At 70.4% G+C, this 15,785-nt stretch carries 15 protein-coding genes; 8 read left to right on the top strand and 7 right to left on the bottom strand.

Features of this window, described 5'->3' with window-relative positions; translation table 11 throughout:
• Nucleotides 1–12: 12 nt before the first annotated feature.
• Nucleotides 13–756 (bottom strand): TetR/AcrR family transcriptional regulator, encoded by a 744-nt coding sequence (locus HOV77_RS22705; protein WP_290864790.1) that lies wholly within the window; start codon nt 754–756, stop codon nt 13–15.
• Nucleotides 757–844: 88 nt separating this feature from the next.
• On the opposite strand from HOV77_RS22705, the gene HOV77_RS22700 reads away from it, so the two are divergent.
• On the top strand, nt 845–2,257 hold the full coding sequence (locus tag HOV77_RS22700) for an MFS transporter (protein WP_290864789.1): 1,413 nt from the start codon (nt 845–847) through the stop codon (nt 2,255–2,257).
• Here the strand turns inward: HOV77_RS22700 and HOV77_RS22695 are convergent.
• The 3 genes from HOV77_RS22695 to HOV77_RS22685 are packed head-to-tail and all read right to left on the bottom strand — an operon-like array spanning nt 2,236 to nt 6,327.
• Entirely contained in the window at nt 2,236–2,916 is a 681-nt protein-coding gene (locus HOV77_RS22695) for a response regulator (RefSeq protein WP_290864787.1), read from the bottom strand. The two genes, HOV77_RS22700 and HOV77_RS22695, sit on opposite strands and share 22 nt — an antisense overlap.
• The gene (locus HOV77_RS22690; protein WP_290864785.1) at nt 2,913–4,337 is read right to left on the bottom strand and encodes an ATP-binding protein; all 1,425 of its coding nucleotides are present in this window, start codon (nt 4,335–4,337) and stop codon (nt 2,913–2,915) included. The genes HOV77_RS22695 and HOV77_RS22690 overlap by 4 nt, the downstream gene beginning before the upstream one ends.
• Nucleotides 4,338–4,347: 10 nt before the next feature.
• Nucleotides 4,348–6,327 carry an APC family permease gene (locus tag HOV77_RS22685; protein ID WP_290864783.1) on the bottom strand — a complete coding sequence of 660 codons (1,980 nt, stop codon included), beginning with the start codon at nt 6,325–6,327 and terminating at the stop codon, nt 4,348–4,350.
• A 188-nt stretch (nt 6,328–6,515) separates the two neighbouring features.
• On the opposite strand from HOV77_RS22685, the gene HOV77_RS22680 reads away from it, so the two are divergent.
• Genes HOV77_RS22680 through HOV77_RS22650 form a run of 7 tightly spaced genes read left to right on the top strand, consistent with a single transcriptional unit; the run spans nt 6,516 to nt 13,095 of the window.
• Nucleotides 6,516–7,523: an NrtA/SsuA/CpmA family ABC transporter substrate-binding protein gene (locus HOV77_RS22680; RefSeq protein WP_290864781.1), complete on the top strand. Its 1,008-nt coding sequence runs from the start codon at nt 6,516–6,518 to the stop codon at nt 7,521–7,523.
• Nucleotides 7,520–8,365 (top strand): ABC transporter permease, encoded by an 846-nt coding sequence (locus HOV77_RS22675; RefSeq protein WP_290864779.1) that lies wholly within the window; start codon nt 7,520–7,522, stop codon nt 8,363–8,365. Before HOV77_RS22680 ends, HOV77_RS22675 begins: the two co-directional genes overlap by 4 nt.
• Nucleotides 8,362–9,081: an ABC transporter ATP-binding protein gene (locus HOV77_RS22670; protein WP_290864777.1), complete on the top strand. Its 720-nt coding sequence runs from the start codon at nt 8,362–8,364 to the stop codon at nt 9,079–9,081. Before HOV77_RS22675 ends, HOV77_RS22670 begins: the two co-directional genes overlap by 4 nt.
• Nucleotides 9,078–10,109 (top strand): ABC transporter substrate-binding protein, encoded by a 1,032-nt coding sequence (locus tag HOV77_RS22665; protein WP_290864775.1) that lies wholly within the window; start codon nt 9,078–9,080, stop codon nt 10,107–10,109. Before HOV77_RS22670 ends, HOV77_RS22665 begins: the two co-directional genes overlap by 4 nt.
• The gene (locus HOV77_RS22660) at nt 10,106–10,993 is read left to right on the top strand and encodes an LLM class flavin-dependent oxidoreductase (RefSeq protein WP_290864773.1); all 888 of its coding nucleotides are present in this window, start codon (nt 10,106–10,108) and stop codon (nt 10,991–10,993) included. The genes HOV77_RS22665 and HOV77_RS22660 overlap by 4 nt, the downstream gene beginning before the upstream one ends.
• A gap of 3 nt (nt 10,994–10,996) precedes the next feature.
• Nucleotides 10,997–12,154: an LLM class flavin-dependent oxidoreductase gene (locus HOV77_RS22655; RefSeq protein ID WP_290864771.1), complete on the top strand. Its 1,158-nt coding sequence runs from the start codon at nt 10,997–10,999 to the stop codon at nt 12,152–12,154.
• A complete protein-coding gene (locus HOV77_RS22650) occupies nt 12,151–13,095 on the top strand; it encodes an ABC transporter substrate-binding protein (protein WP_290864769.1) in 945 nt (314 codons plus the stop codon). Before HOV77_RS22655 ends, HOV77_RS22650 begins: the two co-directional genes overlap by 4 nt.
• Before the next feature lie 3 nt (nt 13,096–13,098).
• Here the strand turns inward: HOV77_RS22650 and HOV77_RS22645 are convergent, their stop codons facing one another.
• From HOV77_RS22645 to HOV77_RS22635, 3 genes are all read right to left on the bottom strand, one after another.
• On the bottom strand, nt 13,099–13,860 hold the full coding sequence (locus tag HOV77_RS22645) for a GNAT family N-acetyltransferase (protein ID WP_290864767.1): 762 nt from the start codon (nt 13,858–13,860) through the stop codon (nt 13,099–13,101).
• A gap of 89 nt (nt 13,861–13,949) precedes the next feature.
• Nucleotides 13,950–14,996, bottom strand: a complete 1,047-nt coding sequence (locus HOV77_RS22640) for an ABC transporter permease subunit (protein WP_290864765.1) — start codon at nt 14,994–14,996, stop codon at nt 13,950–13,952.
• Nucleotides 14,993–15,745, bottom strand: a complete 753-nt coding sequence (locus HOV77_RS22635; protein WP_290864763.1) for an ABC transporter ATP-binding protein — start codon at nt 15,743–15,745, stop codon at nt 14,993–14,995. Before HOV77_RS22635 ends, HOV77_RS22640 begins: the two co-directional genes overlap by 4 nt.
• Nucleotides 15,746–15,785 lie beyond the last annotated feature (40 nt).

Genomic DNA, 15,785 nt, shown 5'->3' with positions numbered 1-15,785 from the left:
ATCGCGGCCGGTTTACGGGTCGGCCCGGGAGACCGGCAACCCGTCGATCATCAGCCCGAGGGTGAAGGTGAACCGGTCGTCGACCGTGCCGGCGGTGAGCTCCGGGGCGTACCGCTTGGTCTGCGGAAACGTGTCGGGCAGCGCGGCGAATCGGCGTAGCAGTTCGTCCCGGCCGACCACCCAGCCCTCCGGGCGATGGCCGGTCCGCCGCTCGGCGAGCGACACCTCCAGGCTGTACGCGTTGACGTAGAGCACGAGCGAGTCGATCGCCCAGGCCGCCGCCTGCGCCTCGACGCCCCCGGCGAGCAGGATCGCGAGCATGCCCTCGGCGACCCGCAATGTGTCGAGATTGGACGGAGCGGCGGCGAAGGCCGCCTGCGAGATCCCCGGATACCTCAGGTACTGATCGCGCAGCTGACGGCAGACGTCGACGATCTGCTGCCGCCAGTTCGCGGGGTCCGGCTCGGGCAACTCGATCGCCGCGCACAGCCGCCCGATGAGCAGCTCGTCCAGATCCTCCTTGTTGACCACGTGGGCGTAGAGCGACGAGGGCCCGGTCTCCAATGCAGTGGCTAGCCGCCGCATCGTGAGCGCCTCGTACCCCTCACGCCGCACGAGGTCGAAGGCCGTGGCGACGACGGCGTCGACCGTGATCGGCTGCTTGTTGCCGCCGGACGGCCCACGGCGGGCCTTGGGCGCGTTCGACGTGTCGAGCTGGTGCCGGGCGGCGCGCCGTTCGTGCGGAGTCGGTGCCATATGCGCAGTTTAGCGGGTGGGCGAACGGTGTTCCACATCATGTCGAACACCGTTCGTATAAATCAGAACACCGTTCTAGACTGGGAGCATGAATCGATCACTGCGCGAAGCCTGGATGGCCCTCGCCGGGCTGTCGGCGGTGTTCCTCTTCGAGATGCTGGACACCTCCATCCTCAACGTCGCGCTGCCCACGATCGGCCGCGACCTGCACGCCTCGACCGCCGCTCTGCAATGGGTGACGGGGTCGTACGCAGTCGTCTTCGGCGGCTTGATGCTCGCCTTCGGCGCGCTCGCCGACCGGTTCGGCCGTCGCCGGATCATGCTCGCCGGGCTGACCCTCCTCGGCGTCGCCAGCCTCGCCACCGCCTTCGTCAGCACCGCGGAACAGCTGATCGCCGTACGCGCCGCGATGGGCGTCGCAGCCGCCATGACTACTCCCGGCTCGATGGCGCTGGCCTTCCGGCTGTTCGACGACGACCGCCTGCGGGTGAACGCGACCACGCTCATCTCGACCGTCGGACTGGTCGGGCTCGCGATCGGCCCGACCGTGGGCGGTTTCGTGCTCGCCGTCGCGCCTTGGCAGGTGTTGCTGCTGGTGAACGTGCCCATCGCCGTACTGGCGATCCTCGGGGTGCGGTTCGGCATCGCCGCCGACGTCGCCGCCGATCTTCATCGCGATCCGATCGACGTCGCCGGTGCGCTGCTGGGTACGGCCTCCGTCGGGTTCGCCCTCATCGCGCCCACGCTGTTCGTGGAGGAGGGCCTCGGCTCGTGGTCGCCGTGGCTCGTGACGGCAGCCGCCCTGCTGGCGACGATCGGTTTCGTCGTCCGCGAGCGAACGGCTCGCCATCCGCTGCTCGACCTCGCACTCCTCGCGCGCCCGCTGGTCTCCGGTGGGCTGCTGTTCAAGGCCGCCGCCGGGCTCGCGATCGCCGGACTCGGCTACCTGGTGACCCTCCAGCTGCAACTCGACTGGGGCTGGGCGCCCGGGCTCGCGGCCCTCGGCCTGTTGCCGCAGGTGGTCGTCCTGATCGCGGGCGGTGCGCTCATCGGCCCGTTCGTCCGGCGGGCCGGCCTCGATCGAGCCGCGTGGATCAGTGCCGCCGCCGTCGTGCTCGGGCTCGCCGTCTACGGCCTGTTCGGCAACCTCGGCTACGTCTGGGTCGCGGTCGCGTTGGTGCTGGTCGCCGCCGGGCTGCGGGTGGTCGGCGTGGTCGCCGGGGTCAACGTCCTCCGCGGCCTGCCGGACAACCGCACGACCATCGGCGCGGCCCTCACCGACACCGCCACCCAGGTCCCCTCCGGCATCGGCATCGCGGTCGCCGGCACCATCGTCGCGGCGATGTTCACTGGCAACATCACGGCCGCGGGCTGGAACGCTCACCAGACGGCGGAGTTCCGGCAAGCCCTGACGATCGCGGGGGTCACGCTCACGATCGCGGCCGCAGCGCTCGTGGGCGGAGGATTCTGGCGTACGCGTCAGTCGGGGACGAAGCGGTAGCCCAGTCCCGGGTCGGTACGCAGATAGCGCGGCCGGCTCGGGTCCGGTTCGAGTTTGCGCCGCAGATTGGCCATGTGCACCCGCAGGTAGTTGGTCTCGGTGGAGTACCGCGGCCCCCACACCTCCTGCAGCAGCTGCTGATGGGTGATGAGGCGGTCCGGATTGCGTAGCAGCATCTCCAGCAGGTGCCATTCGGTCGGGGTCAGCCGGACTTCGGAACCCGCGGCGTCGACGGCCCGCTTCGCGGCGAGGTCCACCGAGAACGCGGCCGTCGTCACGACCGCGGGGGTGTCCGCCGGGGTCGTGCGCCGCATCGCCGCGCGGATGCGCGCGAGTAGTTCACCCATGCCGAACGGCTTGGTGACGTAGTCGTCGGCCCCGGCGTCGAGCGCGTCGATCTTCGACTGTTCGGTGAGCCGGGCCGACAGCACCAGGATGGGGACGCTGGACCAGCCGCGAATCGCCTGCACTACGGCGACTCCGTCGAGGTCGGGCAGGCCGAGGTCGACGATCATGAGATCCGGCGGCGTGTGCTGGGCGGCGGCCAGCCCGGTCGTGCCGTCGGGGGCGAGGACGACCTCGTACCCCCGGGCGGCCAGCGCGATGCGCAAGGCTCGGAGCAGTTGTCGATCGTCGTCGACGACCAGGACTCGGGTCACCGGTCGATTCCACCACCGACGGCGGGCGGCTGGGCCCGAGGCAGGCCGACGGTCACGGTGAGACCGCCACCCGGGGTGTCCGACGCGGTCAGCGTGCCGTCCATGGCTTCGGTGAAACCGCGCGCGATCGCCAGCCCGAGGCCGAGCCCGCCGGTCGTCGTGCGGTCGCCCAGCCGTTGGAACGGGGCGAAGACGCGATCCCGGTCGGCGGGGAGGATGCCCGGCCCGTGGTCGACGACGCGAAGTTCGACGGTGTCTTCAGTCGCCGCGGCGGTGACGAGGATCGGCGTACCGGGTGGACAGTGGTGCACCGCGTTGGCGATGAGGTTCGCGACGACTCGTTCGAGCAGCCCGGGATCGGCGTACGCCAACGGCAGGTCGTCGGAGACGTCGACGGTCACTGAAGCTCCGGGCTCCGGCTGGTGCAACATCGCCGCGGCGACAACTTCGTCGAGGGCGATCGGGCGGGCGTCGACGCTGAGCGCGCCCGCTTGCAGGCGGCTCATCGCGAGGAGGTTCTCGACGAGGTCGGCCATCCGGTCGGCGGACTCCTCGATCGTCGCCAGCAGTTCGGCCTGCTCACCTGGGCCGAGCTGGAGGTCGGGGTCGCGCAGGCTGGACACGCCGGCCTTGATCCCGGCCAGCGGCGTACGCAGATCGTGGCCGACCGCCGCCAGCAGGGCTGATCGCAAACGGTCGATCTCGGCGAGCTCGCGGGCCTGGGCTGCTTCGGCGGCCAGCCGTTCGGCCTGCAGCACCCGGGCCGACGCGGCGGCGATGCGGACGAGGAACCGGGGATCGGGCGCGAAGATCTCGGGTCCCTCGACCACGAGCTTCAGCCCGGCGGCAGCCGGCACGGTGAGCACCGGCTGACCGGTCAGGCTCCGTCCCGACTGCGCTACGACGTGGTCCTTTCCGGACTCGTCGGTCTCCACGAGAGCAGCGGCATCCATCCGCAGCGTCTGGCGTACCCGTGTGAGAAGAGACTCCGTGGACCCGGCCGCGGCCGGCTCGGCACTGATCCGCGCGAGCAGGGCGGCCTCGACCCCGGTACGCGCAGCGGCCGCGCGTTGACGCGCGGCCAGGTCCATCGCGACGCTGACGGTTATGGCGACCGAGATCGACACGACGAGGGTGATCACGTTGTCGCCGCTGGCGACCCGGAAGGTGTGGTAGGGCGGCACGAAGAAGAAGTTGATCAGCAGGTTGGCCGCCACCGCGGCGGCGAGCGACACGGCCAGGCCGCCCGCGATCGCCGTGATCACGACCGCCACCAGGTAGAGCAGGATGACGCTGGCCAGCGAGACGTGATCGCGCAGCGGCAAGAGGATGCCGGTCAGCGCGGCCAGGCAGACGAGCCCCACCAGCGCGCCGGTACGCACCCGGCGAGCCTGGGCCGCCGGAACGGGCGCGTCGCTCATCATCGCCAAATTAGCCGGTATGCCCAGCCGGAGCGGGGAGTTCGGCCGGGACCGGCGTGGGCGTGCCGGTCGAGGCGAGCTGCCAGGGCACGCTCGTGACCATCACCCCGCGCTTGTAGAGCAACCGCGCCTTGAGCCGCAGCGCAGACTGGTTGTGCAGCAGATGCTCCCACCAATGACCGACGACGTATTCGGGGATGTAGATGGAGATCAGATCCTGCGGATGCTCGGCGTGCAGGCGCGCGATGAAGTTCAGGACCGAGCCGGTGATGTCGCGATAGGGGGAGTCGACGATCGTCAGCGCCACGGGGATGTCGTGGGCGTCCCACTCCTGCTGGAGGTTGCGTACCTCATCGGGCGTGATCGCGACGGTCAGCGCGGTGAGCGTGTCCGGCCGGGTGGCGCGGGCGAAGCCGAGCGCCCGGATCGTCGGCCGGTGCAGCCGCGAGACCAGCACGACCGCGTGGATGCGCGGCGGCAGCAGCATGCCGCCCGGCTCCGGCGTCAGCTCCGTCGCGACCCGGTCATAGTGCCGCCGGATCGCCCGCATCATCGTGAACAGCACCGGGATCGCGATGACCACGAGGTACGCCCCATGCGTGAACTTCGTGATCGTGACGATGACGAGCACCAACCCGGTGAAGCATGCCCCCACCGCGTTGATCGCCTTCGAGCGGTGCATCCGCCGCCGCTGCCCCGGATCACGCTCGGTACGCAGCAGCCGGTTCCAATGCCGCACCATGCCGGTCTGGGAGAGGGTGAACGAGGTGAACACCCCGAGGATGTAGAGCTGGATGAGGCTGGTGACCGAGCCCTTGTACGCGTAGATCAGCGCACCGGCGATGACGGCCAGCAGGATGATCCCGTTCGAGTACGCCAGCCGGTCGCCCCGCGTATGCAGCTGGCGAGGCAGATAGCGGTGCTCGGCGAGGATCGAGCCGAGCAGCGGGAAACCGTTGAACGCAGTGTTCGCCGCCAGAATCAGGATCAGCGCGGTCGCCGCCTGGATGTAGAAGAAGCCGATCGAACTGGATCCGCCGAACACCGCCGACGCGAGCTGGGCGATGACGGTGCGCTGCGCCTCGTTCGCGCAGTCGCCCGGGTAGCCGACCAGATCGCAGGTGTTCTCGACGTAGTGCACCTTCGACACCAGGGCCAGCGCCGTGATGCCGCCGAACATGACGATCGACAGCAGACCCATGGCGGCCATCGTCCGGGCGGCGTTTTCGCCCTTGGGTGGCTTGAACGCCGGTACGCCGTTCGAGATCGCCTCGGCTCCGGTCAGCGCCGTGCAGCCCGAGGAGAACGCTCGCAGCGCGAGGAACAGCAGCGCCAACCCGGACAGCCCGACGTGCCCGGGTTCGGCGACGACGTTCCACCCGGCGCTCTCGGCCACCGGCGCATCCCCGAAGGCGACCCGGACGAAGCCGGTCACGATCATGATGAGCACGCCGACGACGAACATGTAGGTCGGCACGGCGAAGATCCGCCCGGATTCCTTCACGCCGCGCAGGTTCATCGCCATGAGGATGGCGACGAAGACCAGATTGACCGGCACCCGCCAGGGATTCATCGCCGGGAACGCCGAGATGATGTTGTCCACGCCGGCCGCCACCGACACGGCCACGGTCATCACGTAGTCGACGAGCAGCGCGGCCGCCACGACGAGCCCGGCCGACGGCCCGAGGTTGGTGCTCGCCACCTCATACGAGCCGCCGCCGCTCGGGTACGCCTTCACCACCTGCCGGTACGACAGCACGACGACGGCCAGCAGGACGATGACCCCCAGCCCCACCCACGGCGCCAGATACAGGTACGCCAACCCGCCGAGCGTCAGGACGAGCAGGATCTCCTGAGTGGCGTACGCGACGGAGGAGAGGGGGTCGCTGGCGAAGACCGGCAGTGCGATCCGCTTGGAGAGCAGCTGCTCGCCGAGCCGGTCGCTGCGGAGGGGGCGGCCTACGACCAGGCGCTTGAATACCTCGAACACGGCCCTAGTGAAGGCCCGCCTTGGTTTCGCGACGCGGATCTTGACGGTTTCTTAACGCGTGGGCGCCGGATCTTGATGCCGCGTTCACAAACTGGTTATCCCGCCCCCTGGGACCGCGCTTGATTCCCATAATTCCCATGGGAACGATAGGAATTACCTGATCACCTGTCGTCAAGGAGTTCCTCGTCATGCGCGTACCCCGAAGGCTGCTCGTCGCGGCCACGACCGCTCTCTTGTCCGCCGCGGCCGTCGGGCTCAGCGCCTGCGACGCGGGAGCGGACGCCGCCGCCGGTTCGGGCGGGGCGGTCCTGAAATTGCAGGATCCCGGCAACGCCGGCCCGCTCGCGTACGCCAAACGCGAGGGGATTCTGGAGAAGCGGCTGGCGGCGGTGAATGCGAAGGTCGAATGGGGCGGCTCGTACGCCTCGTTCACCGCCACGGCCGACGCCGTCCACGCCGGATCGGTGAACGTGCTGGCCGGTGCGATCTCGCCGGTCCTCGGATATCTGGCCAACAGCTCCGACATCCGCGTCTTCGCCGTCACCGATCCGGTCACCGACACCGCCGCTCCGCAGACGGACGGGCTGGTCGTCCCGGCCGACAGCCCGATCAAGTCGGTCGCCGATCTGGTCGGCAGGCGGGTCGCCGTCAACAAGGGCGGCCGGGGTGAATACCTCCTGTTGCTTGCGTTGCAGCAGGCGAACATCCCGGTCGACAAGGTGGAACGTGTCTACCTTGGACTCGATCAGGCGGCCTCCGCGTTCGCCACCGGCAAGGTCGACGCCTGGTGGGCCATCGTCAACGCGTACCCGCAGGTCGTCGCGAAGGGCGCGCGGGTCCTGGTGCACGGTCGCGACCTGCCGGACCAGGATCTGTCCATTGTGGCCGCGCGGCTGGAGTTGCTGCAGCAGCATCCGGAGGCGGTCAAGGTCTACCTCGACGTCCTCCGCGAGCTGACCCAGCAGGCCAAGCACGAGCCGGAGAAGTTCCAGAACGTCTTCCTCCAGCAGGGTCCGACCGCGATCACCGGCGACCGGCTCAAGCTGGAGATCGAGAAGGCTCGCTATGCGCAGGTCCCGCGCCTGGTCACGACGGCTGACGGCGCGGCGGTCACCTCGGTCTCGGAGCTGTTCGCCCGCTACGGCGTGGTCAAGGACACCGTCGCGCCGGCCGACGTCTTCCTCCTGCTGTCATGACCGCCGTCATCGATCCGCCGCTCACCGCGCCCGCCGCGCCGCTGGTCACGCCGCGCTTTCTGGGCACGCGGCGGCCTCGGCGGGTGGTCTCGCTGGTAGCCCGGCTCGTCGTCCCGGTGCTTCTCCTCTTCCTTTGGTGGTACGCGACAAGCCGCGGTCTGATCTCCGAGGAGGTGCTGGCCGGGCCGGGCGCGGTCGTGCGCGCGCTGCGCGAGCTGGCGGCGACCGGGCAGCTCGCCGATTACCTGCTCGCGTCCTTCGCCCGGGCCGCTCCCGGTGTCCTCATCGGAACACTGGCCGGGCTGCTGCTCGGGCTGTGGACGGGGCTGTCGGCGATCGGGGAGCGCCTCGCCGACCCCGTGATGCAGATGAAGCGAGCCGTGCCGTTCCTGGCGCTGGTGCCGCTGTTCATCTCCTGGTTCGGCGTCGACGAGCTGTTCAAGGTCGTCCTCATCGCGGTCGCCACCGCCAGCCCGATGTATGCGTACACGTATCTCGGGGTGCGCGGGGTCGACCGGAAGCTCGTCGAGGCGGCGCGCACCTTCGGGTTGTCCGGCGTACGCCTGGTCGCCGGGGTCATCCTGCCGACCGCGTTGCCGAACATCCTGATGGCGTTGCGGATCAGCCTGTCCGTCAGCCTCGTCGGGTTGATCGCGGCCGAGCAAGTCGGTGCGACCGCCGGGATCGGCTACCTCGTGACGCTGGCCCAGCAGTACTACCGCAACGACTACATGGTGCTCTGCATCCTCCTGTACGCCGTGCTCGGCATCGCGATCGATCTCGGCGTACGCGGACTGGAGCGGCTGGCCATGCCTTGGCGGCGGCATCAGGAGGCCCGATGAGCCCCGTACGCCCGCCGGCTGTCCAGCTTCGCGGGCTCACCAAGCGCTTCGGCACGAAGACGGTGCTGGACGACATCGGCCTCGACCTCGAAGCCGGGGAGTTCCTGGCGCTGCTGGGACCGAGCGGCACCGGCAAGACGACGCTGCTGCGCATCCTGGCCGGGCTCGAACGGCCCGACTCGGGCGAGGTGCTCGTGCCCGAGCGGCGTACCACGGTGTTCCAGGAGCCGCGGCTCGTCCCGGCCCGGCGAGTGCTGCCCAACGTCACGATCGGCCAGCCGCGCAGCGCCCGGGAGGTCGGCCGGTCGGCGCTGGCCGAGGTCGGCTTGCCCGACGCCGCCCGGCGGTGGCCGGTGACGCTGTCGGGCGGCGAGGCCCAACGCGTCGCGCTGGCCCGCGCCCTCGTACGCCGTCCGCAACTGCTGCTGCTGGACGAGCCGTTCGCCGCGCTCGACGCCCTGACTCGGCTCCAGATGCAGGACCTGGTCGGCGACCTCGTCGCGCGGCATCGGCCGGCCGTCGTCCTCGTCACGCACGACGTCGAGGAGGCCGTCCGGCTCGCCGACCGGGTCGCGGTCCTCCGGGACGGGCGGCTCGCCGCCGATCGGCTCATCGACCTCCCTGGTACGCGCGACCGCAGCGACCCGCGGTTCGTCGAGTACCGCCGGTACTTCCTCGCCGAACTGGGCATCCCGAAACTGAAAGGCATCTCATGACAGTCGTTCTCGAACCAGTCGAATCTACTGTGGATAAAGTCTGGTACACCCGGTGCCCGGTGCCGACCGCCAGCGGCCTGGCGCTCAACCTGGGCTGGCTGGCCGACGAGTTCGGCGCGGCCGGGCTCGACGTCGGCGTACTGCAGGACGCCGGACCGGAGCTGGCCCGCCATCACTACGACCACCAACTGCTCGGCCTGTTCCGCGAGGGCGGCAACGTTCCCGCGCTCGCTGCGAAGGCGGAAGGGGCCGAGACTCGGCTGATCGGGCTGACCTGGATCGACGAGTGGCAGAGCATCCTCGTCCGGGCCGACTCGCCGATCACCGACGCCGCCGGGCTGGCCGGGGCGACCGTCGCCATCCCCGGCTGGGGACCGACCCGGGGGCAGAGCTTCCCCCGGGCGATGGCGGTGCACGGCATCCACGGCGCGCTCGCGCTCGCCGGGCTGACCCTCGACGACGTACGCCCCGTCACCGTGCCGAGTCTCTCGACGGAGATCGGCCGGAACCGGGCCGGCAGCGGCCTGTGGCCGGGTCTGCCGGAGGTCGCGGACGGTGTGATCGACGCCGTCTACGTCAAGGGTGCCAAGCAGGCCGAGGACGCCGCCCGGCTGGGTCTGCGGGTCGCGGTCGACCTCGACGAGCACCCCGATCGGAAGTACCGCGTGAACAACGGAACGCCCCGGCCGATCACCGTCCACGAACGGCTGCTGGCCGAGCGGCCGGAGCTCGTCGTGCGGTTCCTCGTGCAGACGTTGCGGGCCGCCGACTGGGCCGCCGCGCACCTCGACGAGCTGCGGGCGGTGCTCGCCCGGGAAACGCGGTCCGGTGTGGACGGTGTCGTCAAGGCGTACCGGTCGGGGTTCCACCGGACGCTGCATCCGACGCTCGACGCCGACCGCCTCGACCTGCTCGACCGGCAGCAGCGTTTCCTCGCCCTGCACGGTTTCCTCGCCGCCGACGTCGACGTGTACGCCTGGGCCGCCCCCGAGATCCTCGAAGCCGCTCAGCGGGAGGTCGCGAAGTGACCACTGTGGACATACATGTCGTCCTGCCGACCCGGCCGGAGGGCGTACGCCACGGCTTCGGGCACCTGCGCGAAGTCGTCCGCGCCGCCGAACTCGGCACGCTGACCGGGGCGGTCGTGCCGTTCGACGCGGACGGACTGGAGAGCTGGAGCGTCGCGGCCGCCGCTCTCCGGGACACCCGCTGGCTGACGCTCGCGGCGGAGTTCCACCCCGGCGTCAGCACTCCGGTGTACGCGGCCAAGGTCTCGGCGTCGTTGCAACGCTTCTCAGGAGCGCGGCTGGCCTGGCGGCTCGCAGTCGACCTCGATCCAGCCGTCGCCCGGGCGCACGGCGACTTCACCGTCGGGTCCGATCGGTATCTGCGGGCGGCCGAGTTCCTCCAGATCGCCCGGGGCGTCTGGCGCGGCGGCCAGGCCGCCGGCCCAGGTGGCGTGAAGGGCGGGTTCACTTTCGAAGGCCGGTTCTTCGACGTCCTCGACGGTGGGTTCGCCCCGCCGCTGAGTCTGATGCCGTTCCCCCAGGTGCAGCTCACCGGAGCCTCGCCGGGAGCGCTCGAGCTGTCTGCTCACCACGGCGACCTGCACGTGTTCACGCCGCCGACGCTGGCGGCCGCCGCCGAGCTGACCGAACGAGCCGCCGCGCTCGGTCGCACCGTCGCGATCGGGGTGCAGCTCTCGGTGCTGCTGCGCGAGGACGCCGCCGAGCTGACCGGCGCGCCCGAGCGAGACGAGGTCGACTTCGCCGGGACCTATGCCGAAGCGGCCGAGCTGCTGCGGGCGTACGCCGCGCAGGGGGTGTCCACAGTGGTGCTCGACGCCCGGCCCCGGATCGAGGAGACCTACCGCATCGGCGAGCACCTGCAGCCCGCCCTTCAAGGAGCGTGACCCATGTCCATCGACATCTATTGGCGGGTCGGCACCCATGGCGACCAGCCGTCCCTGCGACGGCGTACGCAAAGCCGCGGCGGTTTCGTCGACACTCCCGTGCCGGGCCGGCTCGCTCCGGGGCTGCGTGATGGCGTACCAGACGGTTATAGCTATGCCGATCACGTGGCCGACGTCGTCCGCGCCTCCGAGACGGCCGGCTTCGTCGGCGGGCTGCTGCCGTCGTTCCCCGGCACCGACGACCCCTGGGCGCTGGCCGCGACGCTCGCGCAGGAGAGCCGCACTTACCGCTTCATGGTCGCGTACCAGCCGGGATTTCTTCATCCGGTGCAGGCCGCGCGACTGACCGCGAGCCTGCAAGCCGCGACCGGCGGGCGCATCGTCTACAACGTCATCTCGGGTGGCGGTGGCCCCGCACAGCTGTGGTGGGGCGACAAGGTCGACCACGACGACCGATACGCGCGGACCTCGGAGTTCCTCGACGTCCTCAAGGGAGTGTGGGCCGGCGACTTCTCCTACGAGGGCCGGTTCTACCGGGTCGAGGGTGCCGGGCTGCCGAAGGAGCTGGCCGGGCAGCCGTTCCCCGAGATCTACTTCTCGGGCTCTTCGCCCGCCGCGATCGAGGCGGCCGGGCGGCACGCCGACTACTACCTGTCGTGGCTGGAGCCGTTCGACGCGCTCGCGGCCAAGTTCGCCCAGGTCCGGGCGGACGCCGCGACGATCGGCCGCACGCCCCGGTTCGCCGTACGCCTCGACGTCCTGGCCCGCCCGACCGAGGACGAGGCCTGGGACGAGATACGCCGCGGCTTCGCCAACCTGAGCCCGGCGGCGTTGCGCGCCTTCGAAGGCGGTGGCGACTCGGTCGGCGCAGCTCGCAGCCGGGGCTTCACCGGCGACCCGAGCGCCGGATTCCGCGGCCTCGAAGTCGCGCCGAACGTCTGGGGCGGCTTCCACCTGCTGCGCGGCGGCCCGGTCTTCGGCCTCGTCGGCAGCTATCAGCAGGTCGCTCAGCGGCTCGACGAGCTGATCGGGCTCGGCGTCGACGCCTTCATCCTCGCGGGCGTGCCGCATCTGGAGGAGGCGCACCGGATCGGCGAGAACGTCTTGCCGCTGCTGGCCCGAGACCACGACATCACCATCCCTGGAAAGGACGAGCAATGACCCTTCGCATCGGCTACTTCCCGCACAACAACTCGCTCTGGGTGCTGCGCCACCGCGGCATCGTCGAGCGCTCGATCCCGGACGTCGAGTGGGTGGACATCCGCACGCTGCCGCCGGGCCCGCGTCCCGACGTCACCGCCGGCCTGCCCACCAGCCACGGCGACGGCTTGTTCGACGGCTCGTACGACTTCATCGGCACCGGCTTCACCCCGCCTATCACCGCGCAGGCCCACGGCCACGACATCGTCTACGTCGGCATCTCCGGGCCGCGCGTCGAGAACAGCAGATTCGTGGTACGCGAGGACTCGCCGATCACGTCGCTGGAAGAGTTGCGCGGCAAGCGAATCGGCATCGGCCACGGCTCCTGGCAGACGACCCTGGCGTTGTTCGCCCTCGACAAGGTCGGCCTCACCTGGTCCGACGTGACGCCGGTGGACCTCAACGGCAGCGACGGCGCGCAGTTGTTCCTCGACGGCGAGATCGACGCTTGGACCGGCTCCTACCCGTCGCTGACCCGAGTCGAGCAGCAGATCGGCGTACGCGAACTGATCCCGACCGACGGACTGTTCAGCCACCGCTCGCTGTGGTTCACCCGGCGCGACTTCGCCGTCGAGCGGGCCGACGAATTGACCGTCATCGTGGCAGCGCTTCAGGAGTCCGACGCGTGGATTCGCGAGAACCCGCGCGAAGCGGCGGAACTGTTCGCCGCCGACGGTGGCGGCGACCTCGACGAGTGGGAGTACGCCCTGCGGCACCGGCCGTTCGGCGTACTGCCGGTCAGCGAGGACTTCATTCTCGAACAGCAGCGCGCCGCCGACCTCCTGTACGCCAACGGCTTGCTGCCCAAGCAGATCACCGTCACCGACGCCGTGCTGCCGCAGCTGGCCGACGTCATCCCGGCAGTGGCTGAGCCACCGGTGGCCCAACCGGCCGCAGCCTGACGGCTACCGGGAACCGGCCGGCACGACCCGGGCGTACGCCAGGTCCTGCCGGCCGGTGTAACCGAGGCGCTGGAACAACTCCAGCGCTCGCGGGTTCCCGTCGACGACGCCGAGCGCGCAGCGCCCGAACTCGGCGACGAGCCGGCCGGTGAGCGTACGCACCAACGCCGTCCCGAGCCCCTGACCCTGGTGCTCCGGCCGCACCGCGACGCCGGCGATGTAGCCGAGCCCGGCTTCCTCGCGATCGACGGCGACGGCCGCGAGCCGCCCATCGATCCGGATGCCATACCAGCCGCGTTGCCGCCGTCCCGCGCCGGGCCGGTTGGTCGTGTAGGGGAGCGCCTCGTCGAAGATCTCGTCGATCTCGGGGTGATCGCGGTCGCCGAGCGAGACGATGCGCTCGTCGGCGTGATCGTCCGCCGGTCCGTCCGGCGATCCGTCTGGGGTGTCCGTCCACAGCAGACTCCACTCGGTGACCTCGCCCAGCGGCAGCCGGTCCGCCACCGACGGCAGGCCCGCCCGCGTCACCTCGACGACGACCGGCTGGATCACCGCGTCGTCAGTCAGCCGAGCCAGCAGTTCCACGGATTGGTGAGTGCCATGCCAGGGCATCACGACGTCGCCGCCCGCGATCGGCCGCGCGACGACGAGCGCATCCTTCGTCTGATACGCCACGCAGTCGCCCGAGAACCGCACTAGCGCGAACGGATCGCGGCCCGTCGCTCGCAGGACTTCCACGCTGCCGGTCAGCTTCCGCACCGTCACCCGGCTCCCTTCCCCTCGCGATCGCTGCGTGGGTACCACCACCACGACGGTACCTTGCCCTGCATGCTGACCGTTCCGGCGAAAGACGGTCAGCCGCCGTGGCGGTGCAACCGGCGGAACGCGTACGCGCAAAGCAAGACCGAGAGTGCGGCGAACACGCCGAGTTCCCACCACTGGAACATCCAGTAGCGATCACCGGGCTGATAGGAGACGGCCTGGTGGTAGGTCTCGCCGATCTTGGCGACGCAGTCGTGCATGCGCTGGGCGACGTCAGCCGGCACCGGTCCGGCCGGCCCGCCGCCCCCGCCCTGGTCGAGGCCCGGGCAGGCGGCGTGGAGCACGTCGTCGGTGAGCGGCCGGCCGGCGCCGTCGACGATGGCGGTGGACCGGATCCACGCGTCGGGCAGGTCCGGCGGCGGCGGTTGCAGGGCGGCCTTCGGGATGCCCAGCAAGATGTTGCCGCCGGAGCCGTACCCGGTGTGGTCCGGATCGAGCGCGAAGGTCGTCTGCTCGGGCGCGGCGATCAACGGCCGAACCCATTGCGTCACAACGATTCTGACCGCAAGCAGGCCGCCAAGTGCCATCGCCATCGCGGGCAGGGTTCGCCGCGTCACCAGACCGAGCGTCATCCCCGCCGTGAACGCGAACAGCGCGTACGCCATCGGTACGACGTCGCGTTGGTCGAACGTCGCGTAGACGGCAGCCGCCGCCTCGTCGAGCGGTTCAGCCCACCAAGTCACCAGTACGCTCACCAGCCCGGTGAGCACCACTGCGGCTGTTCCCGCGACCGCCAGTTTCACCGCCAGCCACCGAGTCCGGCTGACACTCTGCGTCCACACCAGTTTGTGCGTACCGGCCTCGAATTCGCGGGCGACCAGGGGCGCGCCCCAGAACGCCCCGACGAGCGCGGGCACTACGAGGACGACGAGACCGATCGCGGTGCTCAACGGCGAGTTGCTGTGCACGAATGTGACAAGTGCCGGGCAGTTGGTGTCGTCGCCGCAGGCGCGGTGCGCGGCAGCGGCCGCAGCCGTCAACTGGGGACGAGTCGCGAGCAGGACGGCGGCCAACGCGACGAGACCGGCGACGGCCGTCCACGCCGGCGCCCGGAACTGGCGGAGAGCGAGCCTGATCATGCGGGCCCTCCCTCAGTGTGAGCGGCCGCGAGTTCGGCCAGGACGATGCGGTCGAGATCGGCGGGGGAGGAGCAGATGTCCGCGATCGCGCTGGCGAGCCGAACCCGGCCGCCCGCGAGAACGACGACGTGGGTGCAGATGTGGGCCAGGTCGGCGACGAGATGGGTGGACAGCACCACCGCTGTCCCGGTAGCCGTCGCCGCGGCGGCGGTCTCGTCGAGGAACGCCCGCCGGGCCAGCGGATCCAGGCTCGCCACCGGTTCGTCCAGGACCAGCAGATCGGGCCTCTTCGCCAGGGCGATCGTGAGGGCCAGTTGAGCGCGCTGACCGCCGGAGAGGGCACCTGCCCGCTGCTTGAGCGGCAACCCGAGCCGGTCGATCCGCTCAGCCGCGGCTGCCGCGTCCCAGCGATGCGGGTTGAGTCCCGCGCCGAGACCGAGATGCTCGGCGACGGTCAGGCCGGCGTACGTGGGAGCGTCCTGGGCGACGAACCCGACCCGGCCGGAGCGCATCACCTCGTCCGGTACGCCGCCGAGCACCCGGACGCTGCCGGAAGTCGGCGTCAGCAGCCCCACGATCAGCTGTAACAGGGTGGACTTGCCCGCGCCGTTGGGCCCGACGAGCCCGACGACCGCTCCTTCCGGAACGCTCAGCGTGCAGTCGTGCAGCGCCCAACGTCGTCGATACCGTTTAGCCAGCGCCTCGGTCCGCAGAATCTCGGTCTGCGGCATGAGAGTCGGATGAGTCATGCCGCCGAGTTCTACGCCGGACCCGGTGACAGCCCGGTCA

The sequence above is a fragment of the Hamadaea sp. genome (genome assembly GCF_013362815.1).
GTDB lineage: Bacteria > Actinomycetota > Actinomycetes > Mycobacteriales > Micromonosporaceae > Hamadaea.
This window is presented reverse-complemented; position numbering and strand designations above follow the sequence as displayed.